The 20,590-nt window shown below is 40.0% G+C and carries 18 protein-coding genes; 2 read left to right on the top strand and 16 right to left on the bottom strand.

Annotated elements, in window-relative coordinates:
- Positions 1-124: 124 nt before the first annotated feature.
- Positions 125-2,356, bottom strand: coding sequence for an EAL domain-containing protein (locus QZ488_RS11395; protein WP_293748708.1), 2,232 nt, complete (start codon positions 2,354-2,356; stop codon positions 125-127).
- A 261-nt stretch (positions 2,357-2,617) separates the two neighbouring features.
- Between QZ488_RS11395 and QZ488_RS11400 the strand changes: the two genes are divergently transcribed.
- Positions 2,618-3,469: a TIGR03899 family protein gene (locus QZ488_RS11400; protein WP_293748710.1), complete on the top strand. Its 852-nt coding sequence runs from the start codon at positions 2,618-2,620 to the stop codon at positions 3,467-3,469.
- Positions 3,470-3,502: 33 nt separating this feature from the next.
- Here the strand turns inward: QZ488_RS11400 and QZ488_RS11405 are convergent, their stop codons facing one another.
- The 9 genes from QZ488_RS11405 to pspA all read right to left on the bottom strand — a co-directional run bounded on the left by QZ488_RS11405 (position 3,503) and on the right by pspA (position 11,441).
- Positions 3,503-4,210 carry a phosphoadenylyl-sulfate reductase gene (locus QZ488_RS11405; protein WP_293748778.1) on the bottom strand — a complete coding sequence of 236 codons (708 nt, stop codon included), beginning with the start codon at positions 4,208-4,210 and terminating at the stop codon, positions 3,503-3,505.
- A 19-nt stretch (positions 4,211-4,229) separates the two neighbouring features.
- Positions 4,230-5,960: an assimilatory sulfite reductase (NADPH) hemoprotein subunit gene (cysI, locus tag QZ488_RS11410; RefSeq protein WP_293748712.1), complete on the bottom strand. Its 1,731-nt coding sequence runs from the start codon at positions 5,958-5,960 to the stop codon at positions 4,230-4,232.
- Positions 5,960-7,768: an assimilatory sulfite reductase (NADPH) flavoprotein subunit gene (locus tag QZ488_RS11415; protein ID WP_293748714.1), complete on the bottom strand. Its 1,809-nt coding sequence runs from the start codon at positions 7,766-7,768 to the stop codon at positions 5,960-5,962. The genes cysI and QZ488_RS11415 overlap by 1 nt, the downstream gene beginning before the upstream one ends.
- 98 nt (positions 7,769-7,866) lie before the next feature.
- Positions 7,867-8,625: a TIGR04219 family outer membrane beta-barrel protein gene (locus QZ488_RS11420; protein ID WP_293748716.1), complete on the bottom strand. Its 759-nt coding sequence runs from the start codon at positions 8,623-8,625 to the stop codon at positions 7,867-7,869.
- A gap of 3 nt (positions 8,626-8,628) precedes the next feature.
- Complete coding sequence (locus QZ488_RS11425) at positions 8,629-9,621, bottom strand: DUF2333 family protein (protein ID WP_293748718.1); 993 nt, start codon at positions 9,619-9,621, stop codon at positions 8,629-8,631.
- A gap of 8 nt (positions 9,622-9,629) precedes the next feature.
- Positions 9,630-10,061: a copper chaperone PCu(A)C gene (locus tag QZ488_RS11430; protein WP_293748720.1), complete on the bottom strand. Its 432-nt coding sequence runs from the start codon at positions 10,059-10,061 to the stop codon at positions 9,630-9,632.
- 100 nt (positions 10,062-10,161) lie between these two features.
- Positions 10,162-10,494 carry a hypothetical protein gene (locus QZ488_RS11435; protein WP_293748722.1) on the bottom strand — a complete coding sequence of 111 codons (333 nt, stop codon included), beginning with the start codon at positions 10,492-10,494 and terminating at the stop codon, positions 10,162-10,164.
- A 10-nt stretch (positions 10,495-10,504) separates the two neighbouring features.
- On the bottom strand, positions 10,505-10,705 hold the full coding sequence (locus QZ488_RS11440) for a PspC domain-containing protein (RefSeq protein ID WP_293748724.1): 201 nt from the start codon (positions 10,703-10,705) through the stop codon (positions 10,505-10,507).
- 76 nt (positions 10,706-10,781) lie between these two features.
- Complete coding sequence (gene pspA, locus QZ488_RS11445) at positions 10,782-11,441, bottom strand: phage shock protein PspA (RefSeq protein ID WP_293748726.1); 660 nt, start codon at positions 11,439-11,441, stop codon at positions 10,782-10,784.
- A gap of 619 nt (positions 11,442-12,060) precedes the next feature.
- On the opposite strand from pspA, the gene QZ488_RS11450 reads away from it, so the two are divergent.
- Positions 12,061-12,264, top strand: coding sequence for a hypothetical protein (locus tag QZ488_RS11450; protein ID WP_293748728.1), 204 nt, complete (start codon positions 12,061-12,063; stop codon positions 12,262-12,264).
- A 352-nt stretch (positions 12,265-12,616) separates the two neighbouring features.
- Here the strand turns inward: QZ488_RS11450 and QZ488_RS11455 are convergent, their stop codons facing one another.
- The 6 genes from QZ488_RS11455 to QZ488_RS11480 all read right to left on the bottom strand — a co-directional run bounded on the left by QZ488_RS11455 (position 12,617) and on the right by QZ488_RS11480 (position 20,588).
- On the bottom strand, positions 12,617-12,769 hold the full coding sequence (locus QZ488_RS11455; protein ID WP_293748730.1) for a hypothetical protein: 153 nt from the start codon (positions 12,767-12,769) through the stop codon (positions 12,617-12,619).
- A gap of 10 nt (positions 12,770-12,779) precedes the next feature.
- Complete coding sequence (locus QZ488_RS11460; RefSeq protein ID WP_293748732.1) at positions 12,780-13,061, bottom strand: hypothetical protein; 282 nt, start codon at positions 13,059-13,061, stop codon at positions 12,780-12,782.
- A 216-nt stretch (positions 13,062-13,277) separates the two neighbouring features.
- On the bottom strand, positions 13,278-14,291 hold the full coding sequence (gene dusA, locus QZ488_RS11465) for a tRNA dihydrouridine(20/20a) synthase DusA (RefSeq protein ID WP_293748734.1): 1,014 nt from the start codon (positions 14,289-14,291) through the stop codon (positions 13,278-13,280).
- Positions 14,292-14,768: 477 nt separating this feature from the next.
- Positions 14,769-14,999: a hypothetical protein gene (locus QZ488_RS11470; RefSeq protein ID WP_293748736.1), complete on the bottom strand. Its 231-nt coding sequence runs from the start codon at positions 14,997-14,999 to the stop codon at positions 14,769-14,771.
- A 386-nt stretch (positions 15,000-15,385) separates the two neighbouring features.
- Positions 15,386-17,572, bottom strand: coding sequence for a DNA helicase RecQ (gene recQ, locus QZ488_RS11475; RefSeq protein WP_293748738.1), 2,187 nt, complete (start codon positions 17,570-17,572; stop codon positions 15,386-15,388).
- Positions 17,573-17,693: 121 nt separating this feature from the next.
- Complete coding sequence (locus QZ488_RS11480) at positions 17,694-20,588, bottom strand: pitrilysin family protein (protein ID WP_293748740.1); 2,895 nt, start codon at positions 20,586-20,588, stop codon at positions 17,694-17,696.
- Positions 20,589-20,590: the final 2 nt, after the last annotated feature.

Here is a 20,590-nt window from a genome sequence, read left to right on the forward strand (position 1 = left end):
TGTGCTGGGATCATAGACCACCTCCTTATTAACTGTAATTATATACAGTATTGCAACAGTTTACAAAAACATAGCCAATCAGAATGTTAATTTTGCATAAAGAATTACCGCGCCATTATTCAGATTAGGTATCTTGCGCGGCTAAAAACTCTAGTAGTTGTTCATAGGGCATAGGTTTCGCAAACAAATACCCCTGGGCTTCATCACAACCTAATTTCAACATGTAACTAGCTTGCTCTCTCTTTTCGACACCTTCTGCAATTGTAGACAAACCGAGTTTATTACCCAGCGTTACGATAGTCTCAGCAATAAAGGCCGCTTGGCCTGGCTTAATTTCGTTAACAAAAGAACGGTCTACTTTTAAACGGTCTAGAGGTAATTGTTGTAGATAACTCATGGAAGAGAAGCCAGTACCGAAATCATCTATCGCTACTTTAACGCCAAACAATTTCAATTCTTGAAGTGCTTCAATTACTATTTGTGGCTCATCCATCACTACACTTTCAGTGATTTCTAATTCAATTCTATCTGGCTCGACACCGTATTTTATGATGATATTTTTCACCGTATCAATAAAACTTGGATCTCTAAACTGTGGCATAGAAATATTTACAGCCATTCGCAGACCTTTGTGACCCTGCTCGGATAATGCGCTCAATTTTCGACACGACTCCTCTAACACCCAAATACCAATATCGATAATCAACCCTGAATATTCAGCCAAAGGGACAAACACAACAGGCGAAACAAAACCTCCATCAGATGTTGGCCAGCGTAACAATGCTTCCATGCCTACAATTTTCTCAGTTACTAAATCGACTTGAGGCTGATACCAAAGTTGCAATTTTTTTGCTTCGAAATCCATAGCTAATTGCCTGATCATTTCCAAACGCCACGTTGTTTCCTCCTCCATCTCAGGCGCATAATATTCAAAATTTGTATTCAGATTCTTCTTCGCTTTATTTAAAGCGATATTGCTGTGTTTTAGAATGTTGATACCGGATTGTGATTTCCCATCTAACCGGTAAAAACCAAAAGAAGCAGAGAGAGGTAAAGTATGCTCTCCAGCTTTAAAAGGCGTCACAAATATTTCATTCAATGTTTGTGGATTAACAAAAAACTCTTCCCCTATTAAGCCAAAAACATCAGAACCGATGCGCCCCATTTTCACCTTATCTAAAAAATTCTCTTCGAGACGTTTAGTCACTGCCAATAATGTACTGTTTCCAGCATCTTGACCTAATCCATCATTAATATCTGCAAAATGATTGATGTCAATTAACGCCACAACTGAATTTTGACCTCTGTTTTTTGGGGTACAACAGTCATCCAGCATATTGATAAATTCACTTCGATTAGGAAGTTTAGTTAACCAATCCTTAAACGCGGCGGTACGCAGTTGATGAAATAGATTAACGTTTTCATAACCAATAGAAATACTGGACAAAAACACTTCGAGTAATTGTTGGTCAATCGTACTGATTTCTTTACCAATTTGTAAATATACCGCTGCCTCGTAACCTGAACTATTAAGGTATAAAACTGTGAACTCTTTCTCAAAAACGTGCTCTTTAAGCTGTAAACAACACCCCACAAATTTAACGATGCGAGCATTGTGAACATTCTCTAATTTTTCATTAATGTAGGGAGCAAATTCACCAGCTGCACCCAATACATAAACACCATCGTCGTCCACATCCAACACTGAACCTGCTTTTGCACAGACAACACCACCAGCTTCTAAGCCAATAAGTGAACTTATTTGGGTTACCACTCCTTCACAGAAACTCTTTACAGAATGCTCTTCCATAAGGTTTGCAGCAGAAGCTATAATTTTTTGTAAACCTAAGCGGCTTTGATTAATCGACAGTATCTGTTGGTAAGAGCGCAGAGAAGCAATAATGGTTGTGACTAATTTACTTCGGGTAAGCTCTGTTTTGGTTTTGTAGTCATTGATATCGTAATCTTTAATGACTTGTTCTTCTGGTGCATAACCCGGCTGACCAGTACGTAAAATAATGCGAGGCTCCATTATCTTCATTTCTTCACGCATTATTTTTGCAACAGTAAGACCCGCATCATCGGCTTCCATCACGACATCTAGTAAAATGATGGCGATAGATGAACCCATCTCTTCAATTATCTTTAATGCTTCAGTGCCTGAATAGGCGTGAATAAAATGCAAAGTTTTATCGTTAACGACTAAATCTGATAAAGCAAGCCTAGTAACGGAGTGAATCTCTTCATCATCATCAACGACCAATACGTTCCACACACCAGTAATATCTGGTTTGTTGGAGTGACTATCTTCTGATAAAAAAATCAGTTCATCATTTTCGTATTTGCTAGGGGTCATTTACATTCCAAAAGGGTTGAGATTCTATGGAGAGAATCAATCAAGTCTTGATTTTTATAAACATTTCACTGCAACACAACACGATATAAGCCATCAATGTGCATAACTAAATGTGAGTATTAATGAAGTTAACATTTTTATTTGCTCATGTAACATGAATTAACGCAAAATACGGGACAACAAACCCAAAATTATATCAGCGTTTTATGTTCCATGAAAATTGAGTCTACTACCTCGCATATTACAAATAAGTTAAAACTAATGCCTTCGCATAAATCAGAGACAGGGGTAAGTGTAGCCAAAGCACAATCAGAAAATAGGTTAAACAAGCAATCAAGTCAAAAACGTATTGTTAATTGGTTTTCTCAAGCAGGTGTGCAAGGGGCAAATAATGCGCTTAAAAGTTCCACTCACGATGAAAAAATCAAACGGAAAAGAGAGGTATTGGCGTATCGAAAATTGCGAAATCTTGAACTGATATTAGGCAGAGCATTAGATTTTTGTTTAGATGACGGCAAAGAAGAAGATTTAGACCCCGATTGGTTTTTTAGTTTTGTAAAAATGGCAGAGGAGATTTATTCACCTGCTATGCAAGAACTATGGGGCAAAATATTTGCAGTTGAGACCGCCAGACCAGGTAGTTTTTCTTTAAAAACCCTTGTTACATTGAAACAACTCACACAAAAGGATGCACAAATATTTCGCCATGCAGTGAATCTAACTAGCAGACGAAAAGGAGAATCCACACCTAAACTTTTGTTTGGCTACTATCAAAAATCGAGTCTTTGGTCATTCTTTAGCTCACACAAAGAGCATAGGCTCAACTTGGCTGAGTTTGGTTTAGGTTATCCTGATATTTTGTCACTAATGGATTTAGGTTTAATACACCATAGTGAGATTGAGTCTGGTGAATTACCAAATGGGGTTTCGGTAGAATGGCGTTGTGCTGGGCAATCATTAGATCTCACTGCTAAACGAACAGGTACTACATTGGTGTATTACAAATTCACCACCACCGGTGCTGAATTATGTAAATTGGTGACACGAAAACGACAGGATACTTATGTTAAATCACTCAAAACCACCATAGACAATGCTTTCACTATTATCTAGGTGGTTCTAGTAGATTAGTTGGACAACTATAGGTTAAATTCCGTCGCCAAATTCGTGCAATCCACATTCTCGTTTAAGGCCGAAGAAACGCGTATCTTGTTCGTTCATGCCTTCTTCCAACGAACGAGTACTGTGCCAATCACCAATAGACACGTAACCTTTTTCCCATAAAGGATGGTACGGCAGGTTATGTTCTTTTAAATACAAGTGAACATCTTTGTTCGACCAATCAATAATAGGATAAATCTTATATTGATTTTTCAACTTCTGCACAACGGGTAAGGTTTCTCGCATATCAGACTGACTGCGGCGTAAGCCAGCAAACCAACTTTTCACCTGCAAATCATCCAAGGCTTTTTGCATAGGCTCCACTTTATTCAGTGCGTTGTATTTTTCAATACCTTCTAAGCCTTGTTCCCACATTTTACCCATGCGCGCTTCTTGCCATGCAGACGAAACATCAGCGCGATAAACCTTAAGATTAAGCTTAAGGCGCTCTGTTAACTCATCAACAAACTGATAGGTTTCTGCAAACAAATAGCCAGTATCTGTCAGCACAACAGGGATATCTGGGCGCTGCTGCGTAACCATATGTAACATCACAGCGGCTTGCGCGCCAAAACTTGAAGACAACATAAAGTTCTGCGGAAGATTTTCTAATGCCCAAGCCACTCGTTGCATAGCAGTTTGTTTTTCCAAGGCAATATTGGTTTGCGCCAATTCGTTGCCTGAGAGAGTCATAGCTGCATTGTCAACAATGTTAGATTGAATAGCTTGGGTCATCGTAAAAGTCCTTAGCTGAGTCAATTACTGGTTTAACAACTTCAGCTCTGATAAGAAAATCACCAAAAGCTTCGTCAGCTTCACGCTCTTTTGACCAACGGCCAATTAAGCTATCTAACTCACTCATGATTTCTTTTTCATCGATATTTTCACGATACATTCTAGGAATACGTGTACCTTGACGATCACCGCCTAAATGGAAGTTGTATTTGCCTGGGCCTTTACCAACCAAACCCACTTCTGCCAACATTGCTCGGCCACAACCGTTAGGACATCCAGTAACACGATAAATGATGCTTTCATCCGACATGCCATGTTTGGCCAATACTTCTTCAATTTGTGTCACTGCATCTGGCAAATAACGCTCAGCTTCAGCCATCGCTAATGGGCATGTAGGTAAAGCTACACAGGCCATAGAGTCTTTGCGCTGCAAACTGACATCATCAGCCATAAGCCCATGCTCACGAGCCAACTTTTCAATCTGAGCTTTTTTCTCTTTGGGCACACCAGCCACAATCAAATTCTGATTGGCGGTTAGACGAAAGTCTCCTGGGTGAATTTTTGCAATTTCAGCACAGCCGGTTTTAAGTGTTTTACCTGGGTAATCTAAAATACGACCATTTTCGATAAACAAAGTAAGGTGGTGTTTGCCATCTACGCCTTCAACCCAACCGATACGATCACCACGTGAAGTAAACTCATACGATCTACTTTTAGCAAAAGTTACGCCTGAACGTTTTTCAACTTCAGCTTTGAAGTTTTCAACACCAACACGTTCTAAAGTATATTTAGTCTTGGCATTTTTGCGATTAACACGGTTACCCCAATCACGCTGAGTAGTGACTACCGCTTCGGCAACAGCCAAAGTATGCTGCAAACTGATAAAACCAAAATCATCGGCTTTACGTGGGAAAGTAGAAGTATCACCATGTGTCATGGCTAATCCTCCACCTACTAATACGTTAAAGCCAACTAGTTTTCCGTTCTCGGCGATAGCCACAAAGTTCAAGTCGTTAGCATGTACATCCACATCATTTTGCGGTGGGATAACAACCGTTGTTTTAAACTTACGTGGTAAATAGTGATTACCTAAAATAGGTTCATGATCTGTTGTTTCTGTTTTTTCACCATCCAGCCAAATTTCTGCGTAAGCACGTGTTTTAGGCAGTAAATGTTCACTCAGTTTTTTAGCCCACTCGTACGCTTCTTGATGCACTTCAGACTCAACAGGGTTAGAAGTACACAACACATTACGGTTTACATCGCCCGCAGTGGCAATAGAGTCCACGCCAACCTGATTGAGCATTTGATGCATAGGTTTAACATTAGGTTTTAACACACCATGAAACTGAAAAGTTTGACGTGTAGTTAGGCGAATACTGCCATAAATGCTTTTCTGTTCAGCAAACTTATCAATCGCCAACCATTGTTCAGTGGTGATAATACCGCCGGGCAATCTCGCCCTTAACATTACGTTTTGTAGAGGTTCTAATTTTTGCTTTGCGCGCTCAGCGCGAATGTCGCGATCATCCTGCTGATACATGCCATGAAAGCGAATAAGCTGAAAGTTATCACCAACGAATGCACCGGTTAAATCATCAGTCAAATTCTCAGCTATGGTTCCACGCAAAAAATTACTTTGTTCTTTTAGACGTTCGTTATCAGCTAATTTGCCTTCAACGATGAATTTTTTATTGTCAGTAGTCATTAGTAAACGTCCTTCTGATAGCGTTTGGCTCGGCGCAAGTCAGAAACGTATTGTTCAGCTTGCTCTTCACTTTTGGCGCCATGCTCAATCACAATTTGCACTAAGGCGTCTTGTACATCTTTAGCCATATGATTGGCGTCGCCACACACATAAAGGTGCGCGCCTTGCTCAAGCCATCTATATAGTTCTTCACCTTGCTCAAGCATGCGGTGTTGCACATAAACTTTTTCTTCTTGGTCTCGGGAAAATGCCAAGCTGACTTTGTTAACTACACCGTCTTTAACAAAACGTTGCCATTCAGTTTGATACAAGAAATCTTGAGTATAATTGGGGTTACCAAAGAACAACCAGTTTTCACCACTTGCTTCTTCTGCTTCACGTTGTTGCATAAAGGCTCTAAAAGGAGCAATACCTGTACCTGGACCAATCATGATAACGGGTACATTGCCGTCGTCCGGTAGGCGGAAGTTATCATTTGTCTCTACAAATACATTCACCTCACCGCCTTCATCTAATCGAGTAGACAAGAAACTAGATGCGCCACCTTGATGAACATGACCATGTGCGTCGTACTCAACTAAAGCAACCGTTAGGTGAACTTCATCTTCTACTTCTGCTTGGCTAGAAGCAATAGAGTAAAGCCGTGGTGTCATACCTCTCAAAGTATCAACAAATTCTTGTGCTGTGACCTTAGCTGGAAACTGACGAACAATATCGATAATTTGACGCTGGGCCAAATATTCACGCAATACTGACTTATCATCCAATAATGCATTCAGTTCAACATGGTTTGCGTATTCTGCATATTTGCTGACAAAAGTTGGATAACTTAGCGTAAGTTCTAATTTATTGACCAAAACGTCATTAAAACTATAGTTGTCATTTGACCAGTTTACCGGCGCATCATTTTCTAGCCCAAGCACTGTAATTAATTCGCCGACTAAACTTGCATCATTTTTAAACCAAACACCCAATGCATCACCTGGTCGGTATTGAATACCTGAATCTTCAAGAGATATCTCAATGTGACGAATGTCTTTAACCGAATCCCTGCCTGTGATCTTCTGACTTTCAAGCAACGTCGCGGTATAGGGGGCCTTTTTAGTATATTGCGTAGCCGCAACAGAGCCCGCACCGAGATTTAACGATGACGCCGCAGATTGCGAACTTTTTGCGCCTAACTGATCTTTTACTTGATGAGTGACTGTTTCAAACCAAGCCGTAACATCTGCATCGTAATCTACATCACAATCAACACGATCTGTAATTCGCGTTGCACCTAAATCTTGTAAACGCTTGTCAAAGTCTTTGGCTGTTTGGCAGAAAAATTCGTAGCTTGTATCACCTAAGCCCAAAACAGCAAAGTTTAAATCGTTAAGTTTTGGCGCTTTTTTTCCACCTAAGAAGCTGTGTAGTGCAACCGCATCATCTGGCGCTTCACCTTCACCATGGGTACTAACAATTACCACCACATGACTTTCTGTCTTCAGCTGCTTTTGTTTGTAATCGGCCATGCTCGAAATTTTAGATGGCACATTTAGCGCATCTAATTTGGCTTTGTATTCCTGAGCGACTGATTTTGCGTTGCCAGTTTGCGAACCATACAAAATAGTCAGTGATTTTGCAGGGCCATTATCAATTTGAGGCAATGCTGCAGGCTGACCTGTTTGTGCCAACCCGGCCAAGTAACCACTCAACCAAGTCAGTTGTTGTGGGTTGAGTGAGGCCGTAGCCTGATTTATTTGAGACCACTGGTTTTCATTTAAACCTGCGGCAAGCCCAATGGCTTGATTTATTACTGAAGACATAGAATCGCTAACCGTTATTAATACAACTATAGGTTAGCGATATAAGGACATAACCGGAAAGAATAAAAACTAATTTTTTATAACCAAATCAGATGAAATTAAAAATGCACCTCTAATCCAGCGTAAACGCCTTTAAATTCTAGATTAGAATAAATGTCATCCAAGTCATCCAACTCTAGCTCAACAGCCCGATATCCCACTTGAAAAGTCACATCTACGGCCAGATTTTCCATCAAGCTATAAGTCAGCGCAGCTTGGTAATCTGACAAGGTATGATCATCAATGTTTAAAAAGCTACCTTCGACAAAGGCACCAAAACCACTAAAAGGTATACCTATGGCTAATCTAGAGTAAACCATTGGCACCGGTCCAGAAAACTCTTCTCTAGAAAAGCTAGAGGAGTCTTCTTTTTCTGTAACCATTAAATCGCCATCAATATATTTGGCGTTGACACCCACATCAAAACTAATTAAATCGTTATCAAACAATTCGTAATACAAAATAAAGTCTGTCGCGGTTAATTGCACATCAGTGTTCAAATCTGTGTTTGCAGCATAAATTTCATCGCCAAAGCTATACTGCGAATTTAACGTAGTTTCGCCCATAGTGTTCATAATGGTGCGTTGTACTTTAATATTCGGGATCAAAGGAAGAGGGTGTTCAAACGCAACATAAAGATTTGAATTGGCTTTATCTTCAAAATTAAAATTAGCGTTAGTCCCATCACTCGAAAAACCACCTGAAGTTTGCATATTCCAACCTTGAGCGCCGGCATACAAACCAAGCAAAGTATCAGCTTGAGAAGTGAAACTCACTCCCAATACAATCATCCCTATCGATAGAGCTGTCTTTTTCATAATTTAACCTTGATTCAATAATTCACTTAATTCGATTAGAGCAGCATTTGCCCGAGAAATATAGTTCGCCATCACTAACGAATGATTAGCTAAGGTACCAAAACCACTGCCATTTAATATTATTGGACTCCACAGAGATTCTTGGGTCGCTTCGAGTTCACGAATAATTTGTTGAAGGCTAACCGTGGCATTTTTCTTCTCGAGTACCTCTGCAAAATCCACTTCCACCGCTTTCAAAAAATGTATCAATGCCCAGCTTGCACCTCTGGCTTCATAGAAATTATCATCTAACTGCCACCAGCTGGTTTTATCAGACAAGCGGATGGCGGTTGGAGTAGACTGACTAGCTTGCGCATCCCCAGCTAGACTCGTATCAATACGTTCTTGACCCACACTGGCGCTCAAACGTTGCGAGAAGCTACCTAAACGTTTTTCTATCTGCTTCAGCCAATCTCTTAAATTATCTGCTCTGGCATAGAACTGCCCCTGTTGTTGGAGGCTATCAGACAAGCTACTTCTGTAAGCATATAAATTATCAATGCCTTCTTGATACTTAGACTCAGCTGAAGGCAACAACCAACTTAAACTGTCTATATTGAACTGAGGTTGGGCTTTGGTTAAAAAAGGGTTTTCTAACGACTGACTCTGTGAACGACTAAAGTCTTGACGCATCGCTAGGGCTAGGTCTCGGGTCATCTCTAACGCACCAAACTCCCAGCTAGGCATATTGTCCATCATCACACTAGGCGGCAATACATCATTTGACAAATAGCCGCCAGACTTGTCTAGCAAGGTTTCGCTGACTTTAATTAAACTCGTTGTAATTGTATAACCCTCCACAACAGACTCATTTCTCTGACTTGCTTGCTGTTTTGCAAGTAGCTCAGGTTCAAATAAATCAGGTTCGAAACTCCAGTAAACGGCCAAAATCCAAAACAAGAAAATGATAAGTGCAACGGCGCTCAGAAGCCATTTGGGAGTAATATATTGTTTCATGTTTTTTCCTAATGATGTGAGTGAGCAGATGGCCGAGCAACGTTAGCCGTAATGACTATAGACTTGCCCTCTTTGGTCTGCAAACTGATTGTTACGGACTGACCTTCAGTCAAAGGTTTCTTTAACCCGAACAACATTATATGTAGGCCACCAGGAGAAAAATGTACACTTTCACCGGGTTGAATAACCACTTCTGACTGTTGTTGCATACTCATCATATCATTCACCATTACATGGTTATGTATTTCAGCTTTAGCTACAAAGTCGGCGAAAGCACCGATTAACACTTGGCGCTTATCTGAGTGGTTTTGAATAGAAAAATAAGCAGCCGTATTAGGAACGCCCGGGGGCAGTAATCTAACAGTAGCGTCGGTCACTTTGACATCAGCGTAAAGTACACCCGTCACTAAACTACATAACAATACAAACAATCGAAGCATAAACCACCTACAAATAATATCTATGCCGCCAATTATTCAGTAATTCTAATTAACATACCAATCTTTAAAGACAAAAGTTTGACCTAGGCCAGTGATAAAATCAGTAGGCGGGTGTTTGTTTGTCTTTGACTAAAAGAAAAATCACTAGCGTGAATAATATAATCGGCCAAAACACACTTAATCCAGCAACAAATATACCTATACCAGCGGCAATTAAAGCGAAGGCAATCGCTGCAAAAATGCTAAATGCTATGATGAATCCGACAACCACTAATATTGCCACTACACCTGTCAGTGCCAAAATTGAACTGATAGGTTCAACATCATACTCAGCAAAAGTTAAGTGTAAATCTAACCATTGCGTGGCTAAGTGGCCAAAGCTATAGGTCAATACAATCGCAATTAATACCGCCAAAATGATATTTTTGAACATAACCCACTCCTTATCTACTTGGGATCAGGAGGGTGGCAGTGATATAAGCAATCGCAGTGACCATTGGCAAAGCTATTAGACAGACAACTGCTGCAACACGAACTAACAATCTTGGAACACTCCAGTGTTTAGCTAAGCCAGCACACACACCTGAAATTTTACGATGAGTTGAATCTTTATATAATCTGTTCACATCAAAATAACGTCTCATACTTTTCTCCTTTGAATTTAAGTCTTTGTGGCTAGTGGCAATGAATGACTGCCACTAGCGAATTGACCAATCAAAACTAAGCTACCTTTTTACGTAACGCGTCTAACTCTTGCTCAATTTGACTTTCGGCTTCTAGTTGATTGAACTGCTCATTTAAACCTTGTGATTCATCTACAAAGTCATAAGCGTCTACTTGTGACTCTAAATCATCAATTCGGCGTTCATACTGCTCAAATCGGATGATCGCATCATCAATTTTGACTGAGTGAACTTTATTTTTGACTGTCATGCGCACGGCTACTGAACGCTCTCTGATAATCAACGATTTTTGTTTCGCTCTAGCTTCCACTAGTTTGTCTTGCAACTTGCCCATGTCGGCTTGTAATTTCGACAACGACTCTTCCACTACATCTTGCTCACCCGCTAAAGCTGACAATTTTTGTTGAGTGTTATGTTTTTCAACTAACGCAGCTCTGGCCAAATCTTCGCGATCCTTTTCTACTGCTAACGTCGCCTTTGCCTGCCATGCTTCTATTTGTTGTTGCAGTTTGTCCACTTGACGCTGAACTTGTTTCTTTTCTGCTAGATTAGTGGCTGCAACTGAACGCAATTCAACTAAAGTTTCTTCCATCTCTTGGATAAGTAATTTAATCACTTTTGCTGGATCTTCAGCCTTATCTAAGATGGCATTGATATTGGCTTGTACTATGTCTGACATTCTCGTAAACATACCCATTTTAGCTTCTCCGATATTATTAATGAGTTTTCCTGCTGGGCTATTCCAGCACTACTAGCACTACTACAAGTGTTGTGCCAACTTAACAAATCATTATAACCAATTGATTTATATGATATTTTAATAAATTACGAGGAACTGGTCATTTTAGTGTTTTGGGGCTAACTTAACAATTTAGTCAATTCGACTAAATTGTTAGTGAAAATCACAACTGGTATTATATATTCTGGGAATCCCCCAACTTCACGTAAAAAACGTTTGGATGATAGAACTTCCATTGCTAAATTAATTATGGCTTAGCGAGCTGGAGGTCTTTGTTAACTGATTAATGTCACAGAAAACTTGGTACAAAACGCGTAGAGCATTCAGTAATGCAATATCGGGTATTACTAGGTTATTGAGTGAAAAGCATTGACTCGACTCGTTAGACGTTAACAAAAACATGCCGATTAACAGATTAGCGACACTTTTTGGGTTTAGGTTTTTTTGACTTATTTAATCGTTGCAATGTTTATTAATCGCCTAAAGTATGAAATGGCATACTAAAAAGAAGGAACTTTCATGCTATAAATGCGTCATACAATTTCGTTCAGTGCGGTTAGTTGTAGAGGTAATAGTTATGACCGGTAAACGTTTTTTAACTTTTCTTGCCCATAGAGGCATTCCCGCCAGTTGTCTTGCTCAACGTTTGGGATGCCACCTATCATCCATAAAAAAACTTCAATCTTGTGACAAAGTTCCCCGTCACTATATCAATATGTTGATCAGTGAATTCGGAGTGTATTTAACAGGTCGAGATTTAGATCTGTTAACCGGCACCTAAACAAAAAGTAAACTCCTTTGCCATTGTGTTGAAGTCATCCAGAAAGTGATTGGGTCGCCTAGTCTCTGTGCGCCCTATATAAACTGGCACACGTAAAAGAACCTATGGGATTTACACCACTAGTTAATAAATTTCTGCTTTAATTTTTTGATATACCTGGATTTATTATTTTTTTAATTTTAGAACCACCCATTTAAAATGAATATTATTCTAATAATGCGTATACAAAACAATTAGGAAAAATGACAAAGAAACAAAAAATCGAGGAATTATTTTTTAGAGCGGGAAGAAAGAACCTATTGGCGTATAAAGTTTGCTAAGGTCATAAAAACAAAAACGGTCAATACTACAATTAGAGACCGTTTCGACAACTGATGATGTTGTTACATTTATCCAACATTGAACCTTTGCGTAAACATTCAACGAAACTATAAATCACCGCACCTGCTACGTAGGCAATCACAGGCGTTAACAACATGATAAATAAAGATATTTGATTAAACATAATCAACTCCTTATTCAGCTTGGGTGTTTGTTGCCTCTGTACTAACAGATTGAAGGTCAGTAATAGACACTTTAGCTGTGTAGCTCTTTTCTTCATTAAAGCTAACGTTGTTGGCTACCGTCAATATTGCAGAACTAAGGTTATTTGTGATTTCTTGTTGTGCCACTTCCATCGCTTGATTAACCATGCTGCTTACATATTGTTCTAACGATACGCTTTCAGCTTGTGCTGTTGAAGCGAAGGCTAAAGTAGAAGTAAGTGCGATAGCAGCGATTTTAGATTTAGAGAACATGATATTTCCTTTGGTTTAGTTAGTGATAACTGTTATTAATTTTGTGAACAGTTATTGTTTAAGTCGCAGTATCCATTGCGATAGTTGTGCCAATCATGAATATATTTTTATCTAATTGATTTATATAGATTTTTATTTTAAAAGTAAACAATCCAAATTCGAATAAATATTGTTCAGCCCTAAAATTTAGTTATTTTTACCACTGCTTTGGTCAATTTAACCAATCATCTCTGATTGGAATTGCTCCGCCTTAGACTGCGCTTCTAACAACACATCTAGTGCATCCGTTAACAGCTCAACACCTACATTTGCTTTAGTGCCGTTTTGGCTTAAGTATCTACGCCATATACGTCCACCTGGCTGGCCTTGAAACAAACCCAACATATGCCTAGCGATATGCCATGGCCTAGCGCCTTGCGCAATTTGCCTCTCAACATAAGGCAACATCGCCATCACCACTTCAGCTCGTGTTTTACTGACACAGTTGCCTTGATAAAAACGCTGGTCCACAGCAGCTAAAATGTAAGGATTACTATAAACCTCACGGCCTATCATCACACCATCCAAATGTTCAAGGTGAAGCTGAACCTCGTCTAGGGTTTTCACACCACCATTTAAACTAATATGTAAATCGGGAAATTCTTGTTTTAATTGATACACGCGGTCGTACATTAATGGTGGCACGTCACGATTTTGTTTTGGACTTAGACCTTTCAACCAGGCTTTGCGCGCATGCACAATAAAGGTTTCACAACCCGACGCCGCAACCACATCAATAAAACGGGTTAAGTCTTGGTATTCGTCCATTTCATCAATGCCGATACGTGACTTAACTGTGACCGGGATATCCACCTCTGCCTGCATACTTTTAATACAAGCCGCCACAGTTTCAGGCTCGGCCATCAAACAGGCACCAAATCTACCATTTTGCACACGATCAGAAGGGCAACCCACATTAATGTTCACTTCATCGTAACCGTACTTTTGCGCATTCACTGCACAGCGCGCCATATCAGTAGGGTCAGAACCACCTAACTGCAACGCTACAGGATGTTCTTCTTGGTTAAACGCAAGATAGTCGCCTTTACCAAAAATGATCGCCCCAGTGGTGACCATCTCCGTATATAAAAGCGCGTGTTGAGAAATCTGCCTAAGGAAATACCGACAATGCTTATCTGTCCAATCCAGCATTGGCGCCACAGAAATAGTGCGATTGATTGGTTTACCCATATTTTGCCTCGCCAATGTGAAATTTAGGGCGCGCATTCTAGCTGATTTCGCTTACTAGCACTAGTGAAGCTTATTTAACCAAGTTCGGGGGAATCAGAGTAAGCGTAGAAGTTCATTACCTTTATTAACAAATATACTTAGAGGCTCTTTCACGACTGTCTTTGTTTAATTATTTTTATACCACTCATCAAACCACTTTTTGAAAACGATACCAATTATTAATAAGAAAAAAGTAATAATCATAGATTCAGCGAGTGAGTGAGTGATTAATAAATCAGTACTATCTATTAAAATCACAAAACCTAACAATATAAATATATAAACACTCCAAAACAATTTGTTTTTCTTATTCACATTTAACCTCATATCACAGAACAATATTATAATTGAAATTAGCCTATTCTCGTTATTGAATAAGTAAGATACTGAGTTTGGATAACTCTTTAGCCTATATTGGCTAAAGAGTTACAAATATTTTTAATTATCCTTTTTATCATTTAACGCATCGTAGAGCTCTTCACCGATATAGTTACCTAAACCTGTTGCGTTTGTAACAGCATAAGCTCCAGCCCCTATAGCAAACAAAGCAGAACCGACTGCAAATGCGGTCATACCTACACTAATGCCTGTAATTGTTAATCCCGCTATAATAAGCGAATCATCGCCACCATTCACTTCTGCCATTTCATTTCTATTCAATTCACGCATATTGTTATACTCCATGATTCGACATATAGTCGAATTAGTTAATTGCCCTCCACTTAAATGAGGGGCGGTTAATAAGCTGGCTTTAGTTGTTCTCGCTAAAGTGTGACTAAAGTCAGCTTCTCTATTTTCTCTAGCGTTTTAAAAACACATAAGAAAAATGCTTTGCTACAGAATATCTATTTCATTCTACCTATCGAGCCTAAACCCTCTATCCATTTGCTCGAATATAAGTCCATGGTAAGGGCTAAATTTGGATAAGTAACCTGTACCTTAGTACGGTTTTTTATGCATTTTTGATATAAGGAAATAACAGGCGGCAGAGTGGGAAATATGTGGATTTACATAGCAACGGAACTAATGAAGGTTTTTCGACTTATCAACTCAGCTTATTCCGCCAACTGACTAACAAAATAAATTCTAAGCAAATGTAATTGGTCATAACTGACTTGTTCATTAAGACTGTCGTAAACGGGTTTTAGCCGTTCGTGAGAATGTTCTGCAAAGGCAGTTAAAGCCGCATCAATTTGAACCTGATCCAAAGCTGATTGCTCTAAAAGAAGTGTAGGTTGTGCAAACTTATGTCCATCTTGCACATAGCGGTATAGGTGATTGATGATTGTGCCGTCTTTTACTTTAAATTGTGCCGCTAAAGACGAGATAGATTGCCCTTGTTGATAGGCGCTCACTATTTCTGCACTTCGACTATTGGAACTAGTGCTGCTAGTTTTACTGACTGTAGCTTTGCTAGCCGTTTGGGCATTGGCTACTTCTTGAATATTGTTTTGTTGGCAGTAGTCGCCAATAAGCGCAAGGAAATGCTCACCGTATTTGTCTAGTTTGGCTTGCCCAACACCATGAATACGTAACAAGTTCTCTTCAGTGTGGGGGAAGTAATACGCCATTTCGTTGAGCGTACGATCGGAAAAGATAGCGTAGGGAGGTAAGTTTGCTTCATCGGCTAAACGTTTACGATCCGCCTTTAATATCGCCACTAATTGCTGATCACCTGGGTTAGACAGCACCTTAGATGTATGGCTACTGGCCGCAACAGGTTGCTGCAACAAAGCAAAAAATGGCACTTTACCTTTTAACACGTCGCCGGCTTTTTGCGTGAGTTTCAAGCCGCCGTATTGCTCCTCTTGCTTAAGCAATCCTTTTTGGATCAATTGCCGAGCTAAGGTCATCCACTGTTTTTTATTGTACTCATTACCAATGTTGTAAGTGGTGAGTAAATTATGCTGGTTTTGTAATACTTTTTCGGCACTGGAGCCGCGCAATACATCAATAACATGACTTGCACCAAAACGTTGCCCAGTACGATGCACACAAGACAAAAACTTTTGCGCGGGTACGGTTAAATCAGATTTTTCTTTGCTTTCACTGGTGCAATTGTCACAATTAGCGCAGTTTTCTTTGGCTGATTTTTCGCCAAAATAATCCAGCAATGGCGTGCGCCTGCAGTCTTCGGCTTCAGCCAAGGCTAACATTTGATTAAGGTGCACATTAGCCAAGCGTTTTTCTTGCTCGTTGCTCATTTGTTCGATGAAAAAACGAATTTTACCTGTGTCGCCGTAACCAAATAACAGCAAACAATCGGCGTCTAAACCGTCTCGTCCCGCTCGTCCAATTTGTTGGTAATACCCCTCAATGTTTTTGGGTAGGTCGTAATGCAACACATAACGCACATCAGGTTTGTTTATACCCATACCAAAAGCAATAGTCGCCACTATGATGTTGACGTCATCACGGATAAAACGTTCTTGATAATCGCTGCGTTTAATACTGCTTAACCCCGCATGATAAGGCAAGGCTGAAAATCCATCTTGTTGTAGCTTGGCAGTCAGTTCATCTACACCTGAACGAGACTGGCAATATATGATCCCCGACTGTTCTGGGTGTTGTTCTATAAATTGTTTACTTTGCTGATAAGGATTGTCTTTAGGCACAACACCGATAAACAAATTAGGCCGATCAAAACTAGAAATGTATTCGCTACTGTCAGCTATATTGAGTTGGCGCTTAATGTCTTCTCGCACTCTGGGCGTTGCAGTCGCCGTTAAGGCGATACATACAGCGTTAGGGAAACACTCAATAAGACGATTAAGTTGACGATAGTCGGGGCGAAAGTCGTGACCCCATTCAGAAATACAGTGCGCTTCATCTATGGCTATACAAGCCACATCACAATTTGTTAATAGATCTAAAATATTATTTTGTAGTGCCGTTTCAGGAGCCAAAAACAACAATTTAATCTGTTGCTGTTTAATGGCATCTAAGTTGTCTTGATAATCATTGTCTGAAAGTGAGCTATTTAACACGCAAGCTGGGATCGCCAACTCATTCAACTGTCTAACTTGGTCTTGCATCAATGAAATAAGTGGCGAGATTACAATAGTTAAGCCATCAAAAACGGTACCCGGGATCTGATAACACAAAGATTTACCACCACCGGTTGGCATAATAGCTAGAGTGTTTTTCTTGTGTAATACGTTGCTGATTATCGCTTCTTGCGACTCTCGAAACTGATCAAAACCAAATACGCTTTTAAGAATACTGTTCGCTTGATTAATCATTGCAGTTCTTCCTTGCTGATCTCAAATATCTATGATGTAGCGGTGCATGTAGAACTGAACCTAAAAAAATAGCCACCATCGATGAAAAATGGTGGCTATTAAGTTAATACATTCAGATTAACTAAAGTGGCTTACCCTCTTCATCAAGCTCAACAATATTCTCAAACATAGGTTTAAGACTATCCATAACTTTAGCTTTATCACCCACCACTACAGTAATCATCTCGTCAAGTTTAAGATGTTTGGCGGCCAATCCACTCAGTTCTTCTAAACTCACATTTTCCAAAATCTGATTTTGCTCATCTACAAAACCTTTATCTAAATTATAGGTCATGATTTCTGATAAGAAACTCAGCTTCTGCCTTGGTGTTTCATAGTTGCGCGCATCACGTTGCCCAATGGCACTTTTCACAAACTCCAGTTCTTTTACTGTCAGACCTTTTTCACCAAAGGCAGAAATTTCGTTTCTAAACTGCACTATTGAATCCGCGGTGGTGTCAGCACGAACACCCGCTTGCGCTCGATAGAAGCCGTAAAAATCATTTCCATAAAAGAAGGAGCGAGCGCCATAGGTGTATCCCTTATCTTCTCTAAGATTAAGATTGATCCTACTGTTAAAAGCTCCACCCAAATTATAATTCATCAAATCTGATCGGTAATACTCACCAACCGAGTCATAGTTAAGAGCGCGTTTACCAATACGTATTTCAGACTGCGCCGCTTCTGGCTTATCGATAAAATATAAGGTACCTGCTTGCAACTCTGGGAAGGGTTTAAGTGCCGGCATTGGACTGCTTTTACCTTGCCAAACATCCAAGGTTTTAAGCGTTTTGCTAATCTCTTTTTCAGCCAAGTTACTGACCACTATAAGGTCGGCATTTGAAGGACCATAATTAGCACTATAGAATTCAGAGACATCCTTTAAAGTAAGTTTTTGTAAAGTAGAAATAGTACCGTTGTTAGCATGAGCGAAACTATTATCACTGCCAAAAACTAACTTACTAAAGATTTCTGTTGCAGTAGTAGCAGCATTTTTCTTCGCTGTTTTAAGGCCTTCTATTTGTTGTTTTTGTAGACGTATAAAATCAGCTTCATCAAATTTTGGCTGGGTTAGCTGCTCTATTGCTACAGCCAGAGTCTCATCCAAGTTTTTAGTCAGAGTGCGAATGTTGATGCTGGTAAACTTATTGTCGGCAGAAAAATAAACCGTTGAACCCAATTTTTGTAATTGATTAGATAAGTCTTCAGCAGTTGATTTTTTAGTTGCTTCACCGACCATTGCAGCTGTTAGTGAGGCGAGACCAAGCTTATCAATCGGCTCTCTGGTTTGCCCTGCTGGGATACGCAAGCGAATAGTGGTGGTCGGCACTTCATCATTTACTGTGCCTAAAATTTTAATGCCTGTTTTAGTGGTTAGTTTATAGATGTCTGGGGCTCTAACACTAGGGTTTTTACCTGATGCAGGAACCATAGAGCGATCGAAATCTGATGTGCCTGGGCGCAGAGCAATTGAGTCATCTTCAATACTATCTGGAATAGTTCTCTCGTAACGCTGCCAAGTGTCTGTCTTGGCGATTTTATCACCTTGCCCTTTAGGCACTATGCTCATGATTACGGCATGCTTATCTTTAATATATTTTTTATAGACTCGCATTACATCGTCTTGGCTGACGTTTTCATAACGCGCTACATCTTCACCAATGGCATTAGGATTGTTTCGATAGGTTTCATAGGCAGCAAGTTGACTGACTTTTCCAGATACGCTTTCTAGCCCGTAAACCATACCTGATACAATACCAGCCTTAACGCGCTGTATATCACCATCGGTCGCCCCGCCTTTACTTTCGAATTCATCCAGTGAAGCGCGAATAATAACTTCTAACTCAGACAAACTGTTACCAGGCGTTGGCAATGCCAGTAACGTAAACTGACAACTTAACTCCCCACATCCATGATTTGCATTAGCTTGAACAGCTTTGCCGTTCTTCACCATGTTTTTATATAACAGTGACGTCTTGCCACTACCTAGGATAGACATAAGCACATCGAGTGGTGCTTCATCTGGGTGATTGGCATGCACAGTTGGGAAAGACATATACACTAAAGGCAATGAGACGTTATCTTGCATAGAAATATAACGATCTTGATCCAAGGTGACCTCAGTATACTCAGGCTTAACCACTTCAGGGCCCCGAGGAATACCACCAAAATATTTTTTCACCCAAGCCAATGTTTGCGCTTGATCCATGTCGCCACCTATTGTTAACGTGGCGTTATTTGGACCATACCAACGCAAGAAGAACTTTTTCAAGTCGTTCAAGTCTGCACGATTTAAATCTTCTATATAACCAATAGTCGACCAAGAGTATGGGTGACCTTCAGGGAATAAAGCTTCACCAACCCTTTCTCGAAGTAGACCATAAGGACGATTATCATAATTTTGGCCGCGCTCATTTTTGACAGTTTCACGCTGATTTTCGAATTTTTCTATAGTCACTGCGTCGAGGAAAAACCCCATTCGATCCGCTTCTAACCAAAGCATTCGCTCTAATTGATTAGAAGGAACAGTTTCATAATAATTAGTACGGTCGGTGTTGGTAGAACCATTAAGTGTGCCGCCAGACTCGGTGATCAAACCGAAATGTTGTTCGTCCGCCACATTTTCCGAACCTTGAAACATCATGTGTTCGAAGAAGTGAGCAAAGCCTGACTTACCAGGCTCTTCACGACCAGAACCTACATGGTAAGTAATGTCTACGTGCACCAAAGGGTCAGAGTTATCAGGATGTAAAACAACAGTTAGTCCATTATCGAGCTGATATTTAGTGAAAGGAATAACAATCTCATCAGCCTTTTTAGTCACAGAGGCAATTTTTGTAAATCCCTCAGGCACAACACTCGACTGCACTTGGTCGGTATCGGCTTGACTAACTTTTTGTTGGCGATCTTTAACATCACAGGCCGCAAGGCTAAACATAGCTGCCATTCCTGCAACTAGAAGAATTTGTTTTTTCATAA

Origin of the sequence: uncultured Paraglaciecola sp. (genome assembly GCF_913020055.1) — a bacterium.
Lineage (GTDB): Bacteria > Pseudomonadota > Gammaproteobacteria > Enterobacterales > Alteromonadaceae > Paraglaciecola.

Bases quoted from the DNA above. Each gene is read 5' to 3' on its own strand.
- QZ488_RS11395 (WP_293748708.1), bottom strand. From the start codon at position 2,356: ATGACCCCTAGCAAATACGAAAATGATGAACTGATTTTTTTATCAGAA.
- QZ488_RS11400 (WP_293748710.1), top strand. From the start codon at position 2,618: ATGCCTTCGCATAAATCAGAGACAGGGGTAAGTGTAGCCAAAGCACAA.
- QZ488_RS11405 (WP_293748778.1), bottom strand. From the start codon at position 4,210: ATGACTCTCTCAGGCAACGAATTGGCGCAAACCAATATTGCCTTGGAA.
- cysI (WP_293748712.1), bottom strand. From the start codon at position 5,960: ATGACTACTGACAATAAAAAATTCATCGTTGAAGGCAAATTAGCTGAT.
- QZ488_RS11415 (WP_293748714.1), bottom strand. From the start codon at position 7,768: ATGTCTTCAGTAATAAATCAAGCCATTGGGCTTGCCGCAGGTTTAAAT.
- QZ488_RS11420 (WP_293748716.1), bottom strand. From the start codon at position 8,625: ATGAAAAAGACAGCTCTATCGATAGGGATGATTGTATTGGGAGTGAGT.
- QZ488_RS11425 (WP_293748718.1), bottom strand. From the start codon at position 9,621: ATGAAACAATATATTACTCCCAAATGGCTTCTGAGCGCCGTTGCACTT.
- QZ488_RS11430 (WP_293748720.1), bottom strand. From the start codon at position 10,061: ATGCTTCGATTGTTTGTATTGTTATGTAGTTTAGTGACGGGTGTACTT.
- QZ488_RS11435 (WP_293748722.1), bottom strand. From the start codon at position 10,494: ATGTTCAAAAATATCATTTTGGCGGTATTAATTGCGATTGTATTGACC.
- QZ488_RS11440 (WP_293748724.1), bottom strand. From the start codon at position 10,705: ATGAGACGTTATTTTGATGTGAACAGATTATATAAAGATTCAACTCAT.
- pspA (WP_293748726.1), bottom strand. From the start codon at position 11,441: ATGGGTATGTTTACGAGAATGTCAGACATAGTACAAGCCAATATCAAT.
- QZ488_RS11450 (WP_293748728.1), top strand. From the start codon at position 12,061: ATGACCGGTAAACGTTTTTTAACTTTTCTTGCCCATAGAGGCATTCCC.
- QZ488_RS11455 (WP_293748730.1), bottom strand. From the start codon at position 12,769: ATGTTTAATCAAATATCTTTATTTATCATGTTGTTAACGCCTGTGATT.
- QZ488_RS11460 (WP_293748732.1), bottom strand. From the start codon at position 13,061: ATGTTCTCTAAATCTAAAATCGCTGCTATCGCACTTACTTCTACTTTA.
- dusA (WP_293748734.1), bottom strand. From the start codon at position 14,291: ATGGGTAAACCAATCAATCGCACTATTTCTGTGGCGCCAATGCTGGAT.
- QZ488_RS11470 (WP_293748736.1), bottom strand. From the start codon at position 14,999: ATGCGTGAATTGAATAGAAATGAAATGGCAGAAGTGAATGGTGGCGAT.
- recQ (WP_293748738.1), bottom strand. From the start codon at position 17,572: ATGATTAATCAAGCGAACAGTATTCTTAAAAGCGTATTTGGTTTTGAT.
- QZ488_RS11480 (WP_293748740.1), bottom strand. From the start codon at position 20,588: ATGAAAAAACAAATTCTTCTAGTTGCAGGAATGGCAGCTATGTTTAGC.